Source organism: Paenibacillus liaoningensis, from assembly GCF_059609455.1.
The window spans coordinates 68,368-85,778 of the sequence record NZ_JCAALU010000014.1; the positions used below are offsets into that span (position 1 = coordinate 68,368).

12 protein-coding genes are annotated in these 17,411 nt (G+C 49.6%); 10 read left to right on the top strand and 2 right to left on the bottom strand.

The genetic code is table 11. The annotated features are described in order from the left end of the window. Window positions 1-23: 23 nt before the first annotated feature. Both AC6B99_RS21755 and AC6B99_RS21760 read left to right on the top strand, forming a co-directional pair. Window positions 24-1,382: an FAD-binding oxidoreductase gene (locus AC6B99_RS21755; protein WP_155972728.1), complete on the top strand. Its 1,359-nt coding sequence runs from the start codon at window positions 24-26 to the stop codon at window positions 1,380-1,382. A 306-nt stretch (window positions 1,383-1,688) separates the two neighbouring features. Further along, window positions 1,689-2,468 carry a metallophosphoesterase family protein gene (locus tag AC6B99_RS21760; RefSeq protein WP_063892459.1) on the top strand — a complete coding sequence of 260 codons (780 nt, stop codon included), beginning with the start codon at window positions 1,689-1,691 and terminating at the stop codon, window positions 2,466-2,468. A 122-nt stretch (window positions 2,469-2,590) separates the two neighbouring features. Here the strand turns inward: AC6B99_RS21760 and AC6B99_RS21765 are convergent, their stop codons facing one another. Both AC6B99_RS21765 and AC6B99_RS21770 read right to left on the bottom strand, forming a co-directional pair. Next, a complete protein-coding gene (locus tag AC6B99_RS21765) occupies window positions 2,591-4,075 on the bottom strand; it encodes an Lsa family ABC-F type ribosomal protection protein (RefSeq protein WP_496664232.1) in 1,485 nt (494 codons plus the stop codon). Window positions 4,076-4,487: 412 nt separating this feature from the next. Continuing rightward, on the bottom strand, window positions 4,488-5,267 hold the full coding sequence (locus AC6B99_RS21770) for a stalk domain-containing protein (protein WP_494877999.1): 780 nt from the start codon (window positions 5,265-5,267) through the stop codon (window positions 4,488-4,490). A 265-nt stretch (window positions 5,268-5,532) separates the two neighbouring features. Between AC6B99_RS21770 and AC6B99_RS21775 the strand changes: the two genes are divergently transcribed. The 8 genes from AC6B99_RS21775 (at window position 5,533) to AC6B99_RS21810 (ending at window position 17,376) form a co-directional block, all read left to right on the top strand. Continuing rightward, window positions 5,533-5,676 carry a hypothetical protein gene (locus AC6B99_RS21775; RefSeq protein ID WP_155972725.1) on the top strand — a complete coding sequence of 48 codons (144 nt, stop codon included), beginning with the start codon at window positions 5,533-5,535 and terminating at the stop codon, window positions 5,674-5,676. A gap of 188 nt (window positions 5,677-5,864) precedes the next feature. After that, entirely contained in the window at window positions 5,865-6,767 is a 903-nt protein-coding gene (locus AC6B99_RS21780; protein WP_056032702.1) for an ABC transporter permease, read from the top strand. Continuing rightward, window positions 6,767-7,636, top strand: coding sequence for a carbohydrate ABC transporter permease (locus AC6B99_RS21785; protein ID WP_056029131.1), 870 nt, complete (start codon window positions 6,767-6,769; stop codon window positions 7,634-7,636). The genes AC6B99_RS21780 and AC6B99_RS21785 overlap by 1 nt, the downstream gene beginning before the upstream one ends. Before the next feature lie 89 nt (window positions 7,637-7,725). After that, window positions 7,726-9,270, top strand: coding sequence for an extracellular solute-binding protein (locus AC6B99_RS21790; RefSeq protein ID WP_496664233.1), 1,545 nt, complete (start codon window positions 7,726-7,728; stop codon window positions 9,268-9,270). 53 nt (window positions 9,271-9,323) lie between these two features. Next, on the top strand, window positions 9,324-10,682 hold the full coding sequence (locus tag AC6B99_RS21795) for a Gfo/Idh/MocA family protein (protein ID WP_056029128.1): 1,359 nt from the start codon (window positions 9,324-9,326) through the stop codon (window positions 10,680-10,682). Next, window positions 10,682-12,877, top strand: coding sequence for a glycoside hydrolase family 88/105 protein (locus AC6B99_RS21800; RefSeq protein ID WP_496664234.1), 2,196 nt, complete (start codon window positions 10,682-10,684; stop codon window positions 12,875-12,877). The genes AC6B99_RS21795 and AC6B99_RS21800 overlap by 1 nt, the downstream gene beginning before the upstream one ends. A gap of 98 nt (window positions 12,878-12,975) precedes the next feature. Then, window positions 12,976-15,255: a helix-turn-helix domain-containing protein gene (locus tag AC6B99_RS21805; RefSeq protein ID WP_056032700.1), complete on the top strand. Its 2,280-nt coding sequence runs from the start codon at window positions 12,976-12,978 to the stop codon at window positions 15,253-15,255. Window positions 15,256-15,300: 45 nt separating this feature from the next. After that, the gene (locus tag AC6B99_RS21810; RefSeq protein WP_496664235.1) at window positions 15,301-17,376 is read left to right on the top strand and encodes a glycoside hydrolase family 65; all 2,076 of its coding nucleotides are present in this window, start codon (window positions 15,301-15,303) and stop codon (window positions 17,374-17,376) included. The last annotated feature ends 35 nt before the right edge of the window (window positions 17,377-17,411 follow it).

The window sequence follows — 17,411 nt, forward strand, 5'->3', positions numbered from 1 at the left end:
CTACTCAAAGGGAGATGCGGTTATTGAGATCAAAAACGAAGCTTACCGGGCGCGTTATTTTTAAAGGCGATACGGGTTATGAAGCGGCACGTAAAAATTGGGATCCCCATACGGACAAATTTCCTAAAGTGTTTGTTTTTGCTCAAAGAACACGAGATGTGGCCAATGCGATAAAATGGGCCCGTGAGAATAAGGTACCCATTCGTCCAAGAAGTGGCAGACATTCTCTTGAAGTCAATCTTTCACAGGTCAACGGAGGAATTGTCATTGATGTAAGCGACATGAAGAAAATTAAATTAAATAAAAAATGTGGAACGGCTGTTGTCCAGACGGGCAATAGAGTGGGAAGAATCGCAAACACGCTTGCACGGCAAGGCTTTATAGCTCCTTTTGGCGACAGCCCTTCCGTTGGCATTGGCGGAATCACACTCGGTGGGGGAATCGGGCCGCTCCAAAGGTCGATTGGCCTTATCAGCGATAATCTTCTCGAACTCGAAATGGTTGACGCGAAGGGCAGAATTATTCGTGCCAACAAAAAGTGCAATTCAGATCTGCTATGGGCTTCCCGCGGGGGCGGAGGCGGCAACTTTGGCGTATACACCAAATACAAATTTAAAGTACATCGCGCGCCAGCTAAGGCGACCGTATATCGGATCACCTGGCCATGGCATCAATTCGAAGCGGTACTCAAAGCCTGGCAAAAATGGGCGCCTTTCGTCAATAACAAGCTAGGCAGCGAATTATCGATCGGCCCGAAAAAGGGCGGCAATGTCTCCATGGAAGGCCTATTCCTCGGATCAAAAACGGAGGCCATCCGCCTATTAAAGCCCGTTACGAGCGTCGGAACGCCAACGAGCACCATCATCCGGTTGTTGCCGTACACGGAAGCCGTGAAGTTTTTATTGCCTCCCGATCCAGTGCTGACGCAAAGGTACAGTAATCAATTCTCTTCTGGTTTCGGAAGGAAACCGTTCCCTGATAAGGCGATAAGGTCCATGCGCAAATTTTTGGAAAACGTAGAGGGGGAGTTCGCGGGATTCTTTTTCCTCAACTGGGGCGGGGCTGTAAGCCGTAAAGCGCCTCGATCAACGGCATTTTACTGGCGTAAAGCGAAGTTCTATGTCGAGTGGAACAGTTCATGGATCAAGAAATCGGAAGCCGCTAAAAATATCGCCATCGTTCGCAGGACACGCCGGAAGCTGCAGCCTTATATCGTAGGGTCCTATATAAACGTTCCTGACCAAGGAATAAAAAATTCCGGGCCGGTATACTATGGAGCGAACTATCCTAGACTGCGGAGAATAAAAGCTAAATATGACCCTAAAAATGTGTTTAGAAATCCCCAAAGTATTACTCCGGCTCGCAGAGCAACGGTTAAATAACTATTTTTCCGGTTAGCTGGCTCAGTGATTTTCCTAAAATTAAAAACTCCTTCGTTGTAGGCATGCAGACAACGAAGGAGAATAAATATATGGATGCACTGGCTGGCTCCCACAAGCTCTTGACGGATGGACGAGCTTGTGGGAGCCAGCCAGTGTCGTAACAAGTTCTTCAATTTTCAAAGTAAACCCTATATTTAGTGATGTTTTTGAGAAAGGTTTTACGTGTTATCCTATACAGGATAATATATCCAAATTTAAATGGATCGCTTTGGTGAAATCTAACCATTCGTATAAGGGAGAAAACTTATGAATGTTGATCGAACATTGGTAATCAGCGATATTCATGGTTGTTACCGCGAGTTTATAGAACTCTTGGAAAAAGTCGATTATCATTCAGTAAACGATAGATTGATTCTTCTGGGGGATTATGTAAGCAGAGGGCCAGAAAGCAAAAAGGTAGTTGACCTAGTCATGCATTTAGTCCAAGAGCAGGGGGCAATTGCATTACAAGGCAACCATGACCATCGTTTTGTTAGGGTGATAGAAAATCAGGCGAGTGAAAAAGAAATCATTACATTTTTTGAAAAAGGCGGCAGCGAAACTTTACAAAGTTACGGTAAGACCACCAAAAGCAATGGTTTAGATCATTTGAAGGAAGTTAGAGACGTGATTATGGGGGAGCTTTCTTCTCATATGGACTTTCTGAAAAATCTTCCTTGCCTTTACGAAGATAATGATTACATCTATGTGCATGCAGGTTTAAATCCTTCAGTATCCCAATTATCTGAGCAGAATGTTCATGACTTGCTTTATATCAAGGAGGAGTTTTACAGGAACAAAACCCGTATGGAAAAGGTTGTTGTCTTTGGCCATACGATTACAAAGGATATTCACGGTTCCTGTGAGATCTGGCTGGGCGGAGACAAAATAGGTATTGACGGTGGTTGTTCCTTTGGAGGACAGCTCAATTGCCTAGAGCTGGTCCATGGCAAAGTCGGCCGATTTTACAGCACGAAAGCTGTAGGTGTGCAAAAGATACTGCCATTTGCAACAACAAGGCTAACTCAACCAGCGCGCACCGATTGAGTATCGGCACGCGCTGACTGAGCTGGCTTTTTTAGTTGTCTAACCAATAGGGGAAGATTTTTTTCTTTAGAGCCGAGCCAGCATCAGCCTAACACCAAGCAGCAGGATCTGTTCCAGCTTGGCTAGCCGTTCAATTCCACGACCTTCGTTGCAACATGCTTGCAAAACTCGCTGTCATGCTCTACAAAAAGGATGGTCGGCGAATGCTCCTGCAGCAGTTCCTCGATCTGCATCCGGGAAATGATGTCAATAAAATTGAGCGGTTCATCCCAAATGTACAGGTGAGCGGGCTCGCAAAGGCTTTTTGCAATCAGTACCTTCTTCTTTTGGCCGCCGCTGAAGGAGGCTATGTCCTTATCGAATTGGACACGAGAAAAATCAAGCTTCCTTAAAATCGCTTTGAACAAGCTCTCGTCGATTCCTTGGCTTTCGGCGTAAGCTGACAAATGGCCTCGCAAATGCGCAGTGTCCTGCGATACATAGGAAATTTTCAACTGGCTTCCTTTGCGGAGCGTCCCGGAGAAGGGGATTTCCTCGCCATAAATCAGCTTAAGGAGACTTGATTTTCCGGAGCCGTTCGGGCCAGTAAGCGCAATGCGATCACCTTGCTCGATTGTGAAGCTGACGTCGCGGCAAACCGTCTTCTCGCCGTACTGAATCGAGACGTGATCCAGCTCAATTAGCTGGGACTTGTGATAAGCCAATTGCGAAATTTTAAGGCTTTCCGAGCTTTCAACATTTTTCAGAAGCTGGGATTTTTCGTCGATCGCCGATTGCTGCCTGTGCTCAAGCGATTTGGACCGCTTCATCATTTTCGCGGCCTTGTGCCCGATGTATCCTTTATCGACCTTGGAGCCAGAATTACGGGTGCCATTTTTCGTTTTTTCCACCTCATGCGACCAACTGCTCGTTCGTTTTGCCGCTTCGTTCAGCCGCTTGACGTCCTTGCGCAGCTTCTCGTTCTCGGCCATCTCAAAGTGGTCCTGACGTTGTTTGTTTTCCCACCAATCGGAAAAATGTCCCCTCTGAATTTCAATGCTGGTTTTGTTGATCGACAGAATATGGTCCACGCAGTTGTCAAGAAATGCCCGGTCATGGGATACGAGAATAAAGCCGTTCTTGGCTTTCAAATAATCGCTGACCAGCTTTCTGGCATGGATGTCCAGATGGTTCGTCGGCTCATCGATGAGCAGAAAGCTGTTTTCCTTTAGAAACAGGGCAGCTAGCTGCACTTTCGTTTGTTCGCCGTTCGATAAAGTGTCGAAGGGCCTGTATAAAACGTCCTCCGACACCTTGAGCAGGGAAAGCTCGCGCAGGAGCTCCCAATGCTGATAGTCCGGGCATATGTGGTCGATGATATCCACCGTATTATTTTCCTTATTTTCGATAGGGAATGGAAAATATTCAAAGCTGACATCGGCAGAAATAGTGCCATTGTATTCATAGTTGCCGAGCAGCAAATGAAGAAAGGTCGTTTTTCCCCGGCCATTCCTTCCCGTAAAGCCCAGTTTCCAGTCGGTATCGATTTGAAAGCTAACCTGATCGAAGATGTTATCGTAGCTGCCTTCATAGGCAAATGTAAGATTCGTCACTTTAATTAAGGACATGACAAATTCCCCCTTTTGAAAAAATAAAAAGAGCTACAAGAAAGTTACCCTTCTTGTAGCTCAAAAAAATACAGCAAATTTAGCCCATTACGGGCCAAATAAGCCTATATATTTGAGTGAAAAGAATAAGTAACTTTCTTGCACGCAAAGAACAAAACATGATGTTTTATTCTTCAAACGTTCAGCAAGAAAGTCTACATTATCCTCTTCAGCTCCTATCGTTAAGTTTAGTGAATTTTAACATATCCTTTGTTTGGTTGCAACTCTGCAGCGGGAGTTTGGGGGTAACTCTAAGAATGGAGTCGCGCTGGTTCTCGTACGAAAGAGAGATGCATAGGCACTCCATGATTCGTTTCGTACATGAATATAAGGCTCCTGAAAAGGTTACTAATCAGCTAAAGGGCTTAGATAATCAAGCTTCCGTATTTTTATCGATGATAATTGCGCTGGAGGTTTCTTTATCCCATGTTACATTGGTGTTCAGTGCTTCGCTAAGAAACCTTAGTGGTACAAAAACTCTGTTGCTTTTAACTTTACCGGCAACGTCAAGCGTAACGGCTTTCCCATTAATCGTAGCGATTTTACTGCCTAGCGTCAGTTTGACCACGATACCGTCACGCGTAACGGTCACCGTTTTCGAAACATTATCATAAGTAACTACGGCGTCCAGCGACTCGGAGATTGCGCGAAACGGAACAAACGTGCGTCCGCTCTCAACAACGGGAGATACTTCAGTACTTAGCGTTTTGCCATTTACATAAACCTTTACACTTTTTTTGCCGAGCTTTATTTTTATCTTACTAAGTTTCTTATATTCTTCAATATTGGTAGGATCCTGCGAGACAACCTCGGCTTGCACTTCTTCTGCAGCTTTTAGTTCTCCATCCTTCTCCAATGTATTGACCAGTGTAGCTAAACTAGTATCAGCATTCACATCAATGTTATATTTTGTTTTAAGCAGCTCGGCAATTCGATCGCCTGCGGGTTTATCTTTGACGTTGCCATACGCATTTTGAAGACCTTTCGAGCCATCGTTCTTTCCGTCGCCGTAAACGGAATCGCTCACAGTAGCACCTTTTGCTTCGACTTTAATAGTTGCTTCGTTTTTGCCTTGATTTCCAGGTGCGGCAAAAGCAGTGGTTGCCATTAGGCTAAGTGAGACTACACCAGCCAAAATTACTGATTTTTTCATTTTATTACCTCCGTGAGTATGTAGTGTGTGCAACAACTAAAACTATTCGGAGGGCATAAAGCTTTTTTGAGGGTACACTGAAATATTTAAGGTGATCTATGATTAAGATTCGCCATTTACAAATCATTCAACTACAGCAAATTCCCGCTTTAAACCGTTAAACAAGCCAGAAAAAAAGGATAGGGATAGCTGTCTATCCGCGAAGACTGCTGAGAAAATCTCGGCAGTCTTCTTTGAGTCCAGCAAGCATAGGGACGATGAGGAATTGTCGCAAGGCGTCAACAAACCAATCCGCCACAGCATCAACAAATCCGCTGAAGCCTTGCTGCTGCGGCTTTTTTTCATGCCGGAGGAAGCGCATCTGAACGGTGGGGCAGCCGCAATTGTTCATCAACCTATCGCGGTCTGAGTGCGCTATTCGTCCAATTGGGGCGAGATCGCGGATTTGTGTGTGCCATGTTGAATTGATCAATTGTTTAAACTTCACTTGAACAGGTAAGATGGCGTTACAAGAAGCGAAGGAGGTTCACGATGGCAAATACGCAGGATCATTTGGAGCCTGGCTCCACTCGCGTATTGACTGGAGGATTCAACTTGATGGAGAATCGTTATCTCGTTAATATGCGAAAGTATTGGATGCTTTACGTCATGATACTGCCTGGCATCATCTATTATCTCGTATTTAAATATTTACCGCTGGCCGGCAGCGTGATCGCGTTTCAAGATTATCAGATTTTCAAAGGCATCCTGTCCAGCTCGTGGGTTGGGCTCGACAACTTCAAATTTATTTTCACGTATGAAGACTTCTATTTAGTATTAAGGAATACGGCGACAATCGCCTTTTATCAACTTGTTTTTGGATTCCCGGCACCGATTATTTTAGCTCTTCTCTTTAATGAAGTCAGGCTGATGCTTGCCAAACGGGTCATGCAAAGTTTATTTTATCTCCCGCACTTTCTATCCTGGGTCGTCGTTGGGGGCATCGTATTCGAATTGCTGTCCAGTCAGGGCGTCTTCAATATGCTTCGCGGATGGTTCGGGCAGGAAACGATTCTGTTCATGCAGGAGCAGCGATATTTTCGAGCTATCGTCGTTATCTCCGGCATTTGGAAGGATGTGGGCTGGGGAACGATTATCTACTTGGCCGCGATTGCAGGCATTAATCCAAGCTTATATGAAGCGGCTGTGATGGACGGGGCAAACCGGTGGAAGCAGACGATCCATATTACGCTGCCTACCATGTTCCCGACGATACTGGTACTGTTCCTATTGAATATTGGGAATTTTTTGGAGCTTGGCTTTGATCAGATTTATAATTTATTGACGCCGATGACGTATTCGGTCGGTGATATCATCGAGACGTACGTATACCGGGCAGGCGTGCTGCAAGGGCAGTACAGCGTCACGACAGCGATCGGATTATTCCAGTCGGTCATCGGATTCGTGTTATTGTGGATATTTAACCGCATGGCTCGAAAAACAGAACAGGGGTTGTGGTGATGAGAAAGACTACAGGAGATCAATTATTCCAGTTTTTCAATTACGCGTTTCTAATCGCTGCGGCTGCCACGATGCTGCTTCCGCTCCTTCAACTGCTGGCCGTCTCCTTCAGCTCGCCGATCGCGGCGGATTCCAAGCAGGTGTTTCTGTTCCCCGTTGAATTCACGACGGCATCCTGGTCACATATTTTGCAGAACACTGGACTGTGGAGATCGTTCGGTATAACCGTTTATATAACGGTAGCTGGAACTTTGCTGAGCATGCTATTCTCGGTGCTGACGGCTTACCCGTTATCGCATAAGCAATTTCTTATCCGTAAGCCGATCATGCTCGGTATTATCATTACCATGATCTTCAATGCGCCGATGATCCCGTTCTTTCTAACGGTGCGCGAGCTGGGTATGATGAACTCGCTATGGTCGCTCATTTTGCCAGGGGTGATCGGTACGTTCAACATGATTATTATTCGTACCTTCTTTACAGGTATTCCGAAAGAGCTTGATGATTCCGCACGGATCGACGGCTGTAATGAGGCCGGCATCTTATTCCGAATTTATTTGCCGCTCTCGAAGCCGGTAATTGCCACCGTAAGCCTGTTTTATGCGGTAGGCTATTGGAATACCTTTCAGCGGGCGGTGCTGTTCATCCGCGATCCGGAGAAATGGCCGCTGCAAACGAAGCTTCGCGCTTATTTGACCTCTCCGGAGGAGCTTGCCGCAGTCAATCTGGTTTTGGGTGACTACGATTTTAATACGACAACGTTGAAAGCGGCTACAATTTTATTCGCGACGATCCCGATTGTTCTCGTATATCCTTATTTGCAAAAATATTTTGTGAAAGGCTCTATGCTGGGCTCCTTGAAAGAATGATGGGTTTTAGGGCGGAAGAAAAGAAGGTATGAAGCCGAATTTCCGGCTTGATATATAGCATTAATTCCATTAAAAGGGGAACTGAACACATGATGAAACATGTTTTTGGAAAGTCGGCCAGAGTATCCGCTTTAGTATCGCTGCTGGTCGTTTCGATTCTCTCGGGCTGTTCCAATAATGGAGAGAAGCCTGCAGCTTCCGTGAATGATACGGAGAAGAATACGCCCGTTACGGTGAAAGTATTCAAAAGCCATATGGGCGTAGGAACCATTCCGGGCAAAGATAATGAGCATGTGAAATATGTGGAGGAGAAGACGGGGGTCGTATACGAACTGCTGACGACGGCACCAGGCTCGGAGCCAACGGAATTTCTGAATTTGATGATTGCGTCCGATGATCTGCCGGACATTCTCCGTCCGATTGGAGGCATCGAGCAGACGTTAATCAAGCAGGGCGGCGCTCTGCCACTCGATGATTTGCTGCCGAAGTATGCACCAAATGTATGGAAGAACATTCCGGAAGAAGCATGGGATATCGTACGGTCAGCTTCCCCAGACGGCCATATTTATTATGTGCCTAAGGTGTTTCTCGTACCCGAGCGGGCGCCGATGATTCGTCAGGACTGGCTGGATAAGGTGGGATTGTCTATGCCGAAAACAACAGAGGAGTATAAAGAGGTTCTGCGGGCATTCCGGGACAAAGACCCGAACGGCAATGGCAAGGCGGATGAGCTGCCTACGTCGGGCCGCGAGTTTGGCAAGTGGATGGACCACCTGTTCGGCATGTATGGTGTCGCGATGTGGGAAGGCGTACCGGAATGGGATATCTATGAAGGAGAGATTCAATACGCTGGCGTTACGAAAAATATGAAGGCTGCTATCGCATATATTCGTGAGTTATATGAAGAGAAGCTATTAGACAATGAGACGTTTCTGAACAAAGGCGATGTTTGGCAGGCCAAAATCAACAATAACCTGGTCGGCAGCTGGTATCACCTTCCAGCCAATCTCCGCGAACGCTATACTGCGATGCTCAAAGGAGCGCCCGATGCTTACGTAGTCGGCATGCCGGTACCTAAGGCCGAAGGTTTTGAAGGCTTTGTGACGCAGAAGAGCATGGGCGAGCCGGAGTGGATGATTCCGACTGCTGCAAAGGATAAAGCCGAATATTCTCTTAAGCTGCTCGATTTTTTCTATGACCAAAGCAACGATGAATTTATTCGCTTTGGCATAGAGGGCCAGCAGCATGAAGTCGTAAACGGCAAGAAGGTCATATTGCCGCCAGAGGACAGCCGGCCTATCGCGCTTGGGATGCGCAATCTGACGACCAAGGAAGATATGGATGTAAGGATCAAGGAGACGATCCCGGAAGACATGCAGAAGATGGTGCAGGATGTCTTCGCGGTCAGCACGTCCGATGCGCGTCGAATCGCCGGCGACGGATTGCCGAATACGGTGTACGAAGGCTTCCCGGATATCCAATCTCATAAGCTTTTTCAAGAATATCTGACGAAAATCGTCATTGGCGAATGGCCAATAGAGAAATTTGAAGAGTTCGTTGAGCGTTGGAATAAAGCCGGAGGCGAGGCCGTCACCAAGCGCGTCCAAGAATGGTATGCCAAAGTGAAGGAATAAGCGGTATGCGGAAGTCTTCATGATCGCGTAAATGCAAGAAAGGACTGGATAAGATGAGAAAACGATACGCCATTTGCGGCGTGAGCGGACGTGCGCTGGGCATGTTCGCCAAGCCTATCCTGACCACTTTCGCTGGAGGCTGCGAGCTTGTCGGCCTGCTTGACCGAGATCCCAAGCGCTTTGAGCTGTACCGTTCGAGATATCCGGAGCATGCCGACATAAGAACCTACGGCGAGAACGAGTTTGATCGAATGGTCGCTGAAACGAAGCCTGACGTGATTATCGTTGCAGGCCGCGACGACACGCATGCGCAGTACCTGATTGCCGCTCTAAAGCATGATCTGGATGCCATTACAGAGAAACCAATGGTGACAACGGGAGAAGACAGCAAGCGCGTTATTGAAGCAGAGAAGGCGAGCAAGGGCTCGGTTATCGTGACCTTCAATTACCGCTATGCCCCGATTCATACGAAGATTAAGGAGATTGTGCAGGAAGGGAAGCTTGGCAGAATAACATCGATTGACTTGAACTGGTACTTGGATACGTATCACGGCTCGAGCTACTTCAAAAGGTGGAACCGGGAACGCAAGCTGTCGGGCGGTTTGTCCGTACACAAGAGCACACATCATTTCGATTTGGTCAACTGGTGGATTGATCAGAAGCCGGTAGAAGTATTTTCCTTTGGTGCTTTGAATTATTATGGCGCCCAAGGCGAGGCGAATCCGAGGAAGGAGGACGGCAGATTTTGCAGCACCTGCTCTCATACCGAGGACTGCTCGTATTACTCGCGGTGGAATGCCCGCAGCCGGAATCTTAAAGTGCCGGATGATCATCTCGGGTCTCTTGATACAGGGAAGACATCGGCGTTTCCCTATTCGGATTACCGTCCGGACCGCTGCATTTTCGATTCAGAAATAGAAATTGAAGATACGTACGCCGCGACCGTGAAATACAGCGGCGGCGCGCTGCTCAGTTATTCCGTCAACTTCTCGCTGCCTTATGAAGGTTATCGGCTAGCCATTAACGGGACGAAAGGAAGGCTCGAGACGGTGGAATATCATATGCCTGGCAGAACGCCATTCCCTACGCCTGTCCAAACGATCGACTACTTTCCATTGTTCGGCTCAAAGGAAACGATACATGTCGTGCACCGGGAAGGCGGACATGGCGGGGGCGATCCGCTGCTGCTGGAAGACTTATTCATGGGCGAGGACCGTAGACGGCCGTTCCGCATCTTATCGGGTGCGGTTGACGGCGCTTATTCGGTGGCGACGGGCGAAGCGGTCTGGCGCTCGGTAAAGGAGCATCGCCTGGTTACGATCGAGGAAGTGCTGGAAAGCGGTACCGGCAGCCCTGGCAGCGAATTGCAGGAGCGTCCAAAGAGCCTAAACGGCCAGAGAGGAGGAGGGTAATGGCAGCTAACCTAAGCGGGTATGTCGATTCGATGGAAAGCATGGCCGCGCAGACGGAGGGCGGAAGCATTCCGCATGTGCTCAAGGTTATTGCGCAGCGGTATGTCGGCGATAATCCGCCTCATGGCCCTGTGTACCGGGTGACTCGGGCCAGCGCGGTCCGCAAGGGAGCGGACCACTTATATGAATTTCCGCTGAGAAGCATGTTTAAGGAAATGGAAGCAGGCCTGCGGGTTTACGCTTGGGCAAAGCTCTGGATCGATCAGCCGCAGGAGTTCATCTTCCATCTTCGCTGCTACGGGCAAGTGAAGCTGCATCACAATGGGGATCAGCGCTTTGGCTCGTCACCGGAGGAGGAGATGTCCGAAGCGGATCCGACTTCAGTCGTACTGCCGATAAAGCTAAAGATAAATCTGCTGCGGGGATGGAATCACTTTGTTCTGGAGCTGGGGGTGGGACAGGAAGGAAACTGCGGAGCGGCGTTCGGAACAGGCAGCCGCAAAAATAAGCCTTTTCACTTTCTGGCTCCATCCGATGAGCGGGACGGGGAGGAAGGCTGGATCTATACGGCGCCGTCGGCCCATCCGATTAATCGCATCCCGGGCACGAATCAGACGGAAGCAGCTACTGGAGCGGAATGGCTGCCTGCACGAGAAGAGGGGAAAGGGCGGTTGGATCTTTTATATGGCATGCAGCCTGGCTATTCCGCTTATGCATGGACGACGATCGCCAACCGTACCGTCTCTAAGCAGCCAGTCACGATCTCAGGAACCGCATACGGTCCATTACAGTTTATATGGCAGGGAAAAGAAGTATACGCGGTTCGAGAAGCGGGAGACTTCTCCCTCGAATTGGGTGCAGACCCGGGGAGCGGCGACCTAATCGCCCATTGCCGATGCGATGGGCAAGGATGGGGTTTTCAGCTTGAGGACATTGCATCGCCTAACGTTGAACTGGTTCTCGGGCGGCGCGTGCATGGCTATAAAGGTAAATGGCTGCTGCTGGGTCCGCTCTCACCGGAAGCGAATATGGATTCGGCCGATTATCTGGCACCGGGCAAGGTGTCGGCCGACCGCTTCACGAACGTTTTCTGGACGACGGATCAGCCGGGAGCGCATGTACGCCCATTTCTCGAAAATGAGCTTTACGGCCGTTGGAATTATCCGCTTGGCGTTACGCTGTCAGGACTGCTGGGTTCAAGCCGGCTGCTTAAGCGTGAAGATTTGGCGGATTACGTTGCGGGCCATGTCGAGTTCGCGACATCGACTTATGCCTACTCGCTGTGGGACCGCGAGCGCTTCGGAGCAGCAGGCTTAAACAACCAGCTGTCGCATATCGACAGTCTTGATGACTGCGGCTCCTTTGGGGCGCTAGCCATTATGGCAGAACGCGACCGCTTGATTGAAGGCTCGCGTGCGGTGGCGGATGATATTGCCCATTATATTATGAACGTGCAGGACCGCATGGAAGACGGAGCGCTGTATCGCAAAGTCGGCGTCTCCCCGAGTATGCATAACACGATGTGGTGCGACGATATGTACATGAGCGTTCCTTTCCTATGCAGGTATGCCGAGCTTACCGGCGATGCGAGCTATATGGATGAAGCCGCGGGGCAGCTTCTGCTTTATAAGAAGTATTTGTACATGGCGGATCGGCAGGTCATGTCTCATGTGTATGATGTTCGCAATAGCAAGCCGTCTGGGACGGTCTGGGGCAGGGGCAACGGCTGGGTATTTTTCTCGCTGGCCGTATTGCTCGAAGTATTGCCAAGGACGCATGAGAGCTACCCGTCCATACTCGCTTTCTATCGGGATTTGGCCGAAGGATACCGCAGGCTGCAGGGCAAGCATGGCCTATGGCATCAAGTATTGGTCGATGCGGAGTCATATGAGGAATCCTCGTGTACCTCGATGTTCATTTACGGCTTTGCGCTCGGGATTCGCCATAGCTGGCTCGAAAATCCGGAGCCGTACATCAGGGCGGCGCTGACCGGCTGGCAGGGATTATGCGAGCGGGCCATCGACAAACGAGGGAATCTGTACGGGGTATGCAAAGGCTCCAGCTGGTCCTATTCCCATGCTTACTATAAGCATGATTTAGGCTGGAATTTGAATGATACGCATGGTATCGGCATCGTACTGCTTGCCGGCATTGAAACGCAGCGAATGAAAGAATGGTTGAAAGAAAAGGCTTGAGGGGCTTTGGAGTGTGAGTAAGAAGATCGGGCTGAGTATGTTGCGAGAGCAGGATCACGTTATAATAGAAGGATCCTCGGCATAAGGTGGGATTTATCGTGACGCAGTCTATCAAGAAATGGTTGAAATATAATCTGGCACATACCCAAGTTAGGCTCGTGCTGATTTTGACCGTTTCCGTCTTTCTCATTATTCTGGCTGTAAGCTTGACCTCGTACAACACGTCTAAATCGGTGATGCAGGAAGAGCTCAGCGAATTGCAGCGCCAAATGCTGAAGCTCGATATGAACGTGATCGACGAGTTGATCAGCGAGAGCGACAAGGTCGCGATTCAAGTCGCTTTGAATGATAATGTTTACAAGTTTTTGACCAGCAAATCACAGGGCTCATATACGAATATTACGGAGGCCTACCAGTTTCTATCGACATTAATCAGCAATTCCAAATATATTAAAAGCATTTATGTTTATGATCTTACCCGGGAAAGCTTCCTGGCAATTCCGCAGGGCTTCAGCTCCAATAGGCTGACATTCGACGATTCCGACTGGACCGGCGTAGCTTCTGAATTCGGAGAGAGGACGACGCTCATTAAGAAAAGGATGGTGCCTGAAGGGGCAGGAGCTAAAGGCTCAAGCGTTACGCTGTTCCGTAAGATCATGATTCAAGGAGAGTTCAAAGGAATCGTAGCTGTCAATCTTAAAAATGACGAGTTATTCGCGAAGCTGAATCCGCCAATCATGAACAATTTGAACCGGATGCGCTATATTATTGACGAGCATGACGAGCTGCTCTACTCCGTTTCGAACTATGAGTTTAATCAAGAGTCGGTAAACCATGCGATTGAGTCGTTGAAAGAGGACGATGGCGGGGATATCACCATTCAGAATCGCCAATTGCTTATTAATCAGCTCAAATCGCCTGTAACGGGATGGAGCTATGTGTCTATTGTTGAGCAGGACAGCCTGCTGGCTAAGTCCAAGCGGGTGGCGAAGGTGGTTCTTTTAGTATCCATTGCGGCTCTCGGGCTTGGTGGGTTAACGATTTTCTATATTAATGCGGCGGCTTTCCGTCCCGTGCGCAGGCTCAAGCAGCTGTTCAGCAGGTATGACCGCAAAAAGAGCGGATCGGAGGGCATGGATCTAGAGAAGCTTGCTGGTGAATTGCTTACCAATCATGCGCATCTGGCTCAGCTTGTCCGGGAGTCGATGTCGGAGGCTGCCTCGAAGCTGCTTACTGATATTTATTCCGGCAATCTTAGCGGGAAGCGGGACATTGAAGAGAAATGGAACCGTTATTTTGGCGAATGGACGGAGGCGCCGGTGACGGTGGCCGTTCTATCGATTGACCGTTATGAGGAATGGTCTCGCACATTTACCGGCGGCGATCATTCCCTGTTAAAATTCGCATTGGCCAATATTGTGGCTGAACTGTTCGAGCCGCAGTGGCGAATCGTATGCGCCGATTTCGGAACGGATAAGACAGCCATCTTGCTGCAGCCGCGTGTAGAAGGGCAGCGATGCGAGAGCAAGCTGGCTGAATCGCTAGAGGTAGTGTCACGCTTATTGAAATTCAGCGTATCGGCTGGGGTCAGCAACACGCAGACGGATATTGCAAAATTAAAGCAAGTGATGCTGGAAGCGGAGAATGCGCTTACATACCGGCTGTACCAAGGCTATGGACAGGTCATCACGTTCCAAGAGGTGTCCGGGCATGAAGTGAACGAACCGCTGCAGTTTGAAAGCGCGCTGGATGAATTGATTGGCGCTATAGAAATGGGCGATGAGCCGAGTTCTCTGGAAGCAGTCGTTCGAATGACCGATAATATCCGCTGTCAATACGGGTACCCATCGGTGGCCGTATCCTTCCTGCAGTCGGCCATCGAGAGGATCGAGCAAATACGCCCAGCCTCGGAAGGCTCTTATTTTCAAACGTATGTTCGAATAGATACCCTTCGCTTGGAGGATATCAAAGATAAACTGGAGAGCAGGGCTGCCGTGCTGGCGCAGCGCTTCCGCCGTTTGGCCGAGAGCAAGGACTTTATCATGTGCCAACGGATGGTCGACTACTTGAAGCAAAATCTTAACGAGCCCATAGGCATACCGGAGGTAGCTGAGGCGATTGGCGTTAGCAGCAGTCTTGCCAGCCAGCTGTTCAAACAAGAAACGGGAGAAACGATCTATAACTATTTGACTCGTCTTCGTATCGAGCGGGCGAGTGAGCTGCTGTTAAAGACGGATGACCGTATTTCGGATATCGGGCTGATGGTTGGCTATCAACATGAGAATAGCTTTATTCGCAGCTTTCGCAAATTCAAGGATATTACCCCGGGCAAGTACCGGGATATGATGAGAACCCGGATGGATTTCCCGTTCGAATGATTATAGGCTGCGCAGCCTCTGGGTTCTAGCAAATAGGAGGAGCCAATGGACAGACGACAGATCGTGGAACGCCATCAACCGGAGTTGAATAAATGGGACCCGGTGTCCCCGTTTTCCGTAGGCAATGGCGAGTTTGCCTTCAGCGCCGATATTACCGGCCTGCAGACTTTTCCGAATCAATATGAGGTGCCGCTGGGCACGCAGTCCAATTGGGGATGGCATTATACAGGCGGCTCGGGACGATTCACCGAGAGCGATGCCGCGTACCAGGCCTACGATACGTACGGCAGGGCGGTTGGGTATGCGATGAAACCGGGCGACAAGCCAGAGGCGTACCACTGGCTGCGACAAAACCCCCATCGCCTTCAGCTTGGCCGCATTTCGTTTCGATTTTTATCAGAATCGGGTGAAGAAGCAAAGGCCGAGGATATAACGAATATGACCCAAAAAATGAATCTATGGACAGGCATTTTGACAAGCGAATTCGCAGTGAGCGGCGTGCCGGTTCATGTCATGACCGCTTGCCATCCGACGATTGATGCGATTGGGGTAAGCGTCGCTTCGCCGCTAATTGAACAGGGAAGGCTGCAGGTTTTCATCCGTTTTCCAGCGCCTGATATGATATCTACCACATGGGCCAAGGCTGTATTTCCGGATCTGGACAATGACGGCAGGCATCTTACGGAGCTAGGCGAGACGGGCGTTAACGGGGCAACTATCGTGAGAATCATGGACGAGGACCGCTATGAGGTCAGTTGGTCTTGGAGCGCCGGGAGCCTGGAGCGGACCGGTGTTCACGAATTTACGCTGCTGCCGGACCCGGGCGGAGAATTGCTGGAATTCTCCATCGGCTTCGCGCAGGAGTCGGCGCAGACGGAAGAGGTCGAAGCGATCAAGTCCGCAAGCGCGCGTCATTGGGAATCGTTCTGGATGAGCGGCGCGGCAATCGACTTCTCCGGAAGCGCCGATCCAAGAGCCTATGAGCTGGAGAGACGCGTCGTATTGTCGCAATTTTTGCTTGCGCTGCACAGTGGAGGCTCGCTGCCGCCGCAAGAAACAGGCCTGATGTACAATAGCTGGTTTGGCAAGTCGCATCTGGAGATGCATTGGTGGCATGCGGCTCATTTTCCATTGTGGGGCAGAGAGAATTATTTGCTGAACAGCATGGATTGGTACGCGCAAATCTTACCGGTCGCGCGCGAATTGGCGCAGTCTCAAGGCTATGAAGGGGCGCGTTGGCCCAAGATGGTAGGCTTCGACGGCAAGCCATGCCCATCGCCGGTTGCAAACGGGCTAATCTGGCAGCAGCCGCATCCAATGACGCTTGCCGAGCTCTGCTATCAGGCGGATCCGTCGAGCGATACTCTGGAGCGGTTCCGCAGCATCGTGTTCGAAGCGGCTGATTTCATGGTTTCCTTCGCTCACTGGAATGATGAGAAGCGGGTTTATGATCTGGGGCCGCCCCTTATTCCGGCACAGGAATGCCATTCGATGCAGGACAGCAAAAATCCGCCTTACGAGCTGGAATACTGGAAGTATGGCTTGGAAATTGCGATTTGTTGGGCGGAACGCATGCAGCAGCCTGTGAACCCGCTTTGGGCAGAGGTTGCCGGTTCGTTAGCTGAGCCTCCGCAGGCGGAGGGCGTATACCTTGCCCATGAGCAGTGCCTTGAAACATTTCTGACGAAAAATCGCGACCATCCGTCCATGCTGGGAGCACTCGGCGTTTTGCCGGGCGCGTTAATCGACCGCAAGGTCATGCTGAATACACTGCTGAAGGTGAAGGAAGTATGGATCTGGGAATCGGCATGGGGCTGGGATTTCCCGATGTGTGCAATGACGGCAGCAAGACTCGGAGAAGCGGATCTCGCCGTTGATTTCCTTTTAATGGATGCGTCCAAAAATACGTACCTAACCAACGGTCATAATTATCAGCGGCCTGGCTTATCCGCTTACCTGCCGGGCAACGGCGGGCTGCTGACCGCCGTTGCCATGATGGCTGCTGGCTGGAAGGAAAACGAAGCCGGACAATCGGCGGCTAGTCCGGCTGCCCTCAATCCGGGCTTCCCACAGGATGGAAGCTGGTCGGTGAAATGGGAAGGGCTGAAGCCCTGGCTGTAGAGGCTTCTAAAGCTTTCAATATTCAGGAGGCGAGA

What these genes read in the sequence shown, in the direction of transcription:
- AC6B99_RS21765 (WP_496664232.1), bottom strand. Translation starts at nt 4,075, where the DNA reads ATGTCCTTAATTAAAGTGACGAATCTTACATTTGCCTATGAAGGCAGC.
- AC6B99_RS21770 (WP_494877999.1), bottom strand. Translation starts at nt 5,267, where the DNA reads ATGAAAAAATCAGTAATTTTGGCTGGTGTAGTCTCACTTAGCCTAATG.
- AC6B99_RS21810 (WP_496664235.1), top strand. Translation starts at nt 15,301, where the DNA reads ATGGACAGACGACAGATCGTGGAACGCCATCAACCGGAGTTGAATAAA.
- AC6B99_RS21785 (WP_056029131.1), top strand. Translation starts at nt 6,767, where the DNA reads ATGAGAAAGACTACAGGAGATCAATTATTCCAGTTTTTCAATTACGCG.
- AC6B99_RS21760 (WP_063892459.1), top strand. Translation starts at nt 1,689, where the DNA reads ATGAATGTTGATCGAACATTGGTAATCAGCGATATTCATGGTTGTTAC.
- AC6B99_RS21795 (WP_056029128.1), top strand. Translation starts at nt 9,324, where the DNA reads ATGAGAAAACGATACGCCATTTGCGGCGTGAGCGGACGTGCGCTGGGC.
- AC6B99_RS21800 (WP_496664234.1), top strand. Translation starts at nt 10,682, where the DNA reads ATGGCAGCTAACCTAAGCGGGTATGTCGATTCGATGGAAAGCATGGCC.
- AC6B99_RS21780 (WP_056032702.1), top strand. Translation starts at nt 5,865, where the DNA reads ATGGAGAATCGTTATCTCGTTAATATGCGAAAGTATTGGATGCTTTAC.
- AC6B99_RS21790 (WP_496664233.1), top strand. Translation starts at nt 7,726, where the DNA reads ATGATGAAACATGTTTTTGGAAAGTCGGCCAGAGTATCCGCTTTAGTA.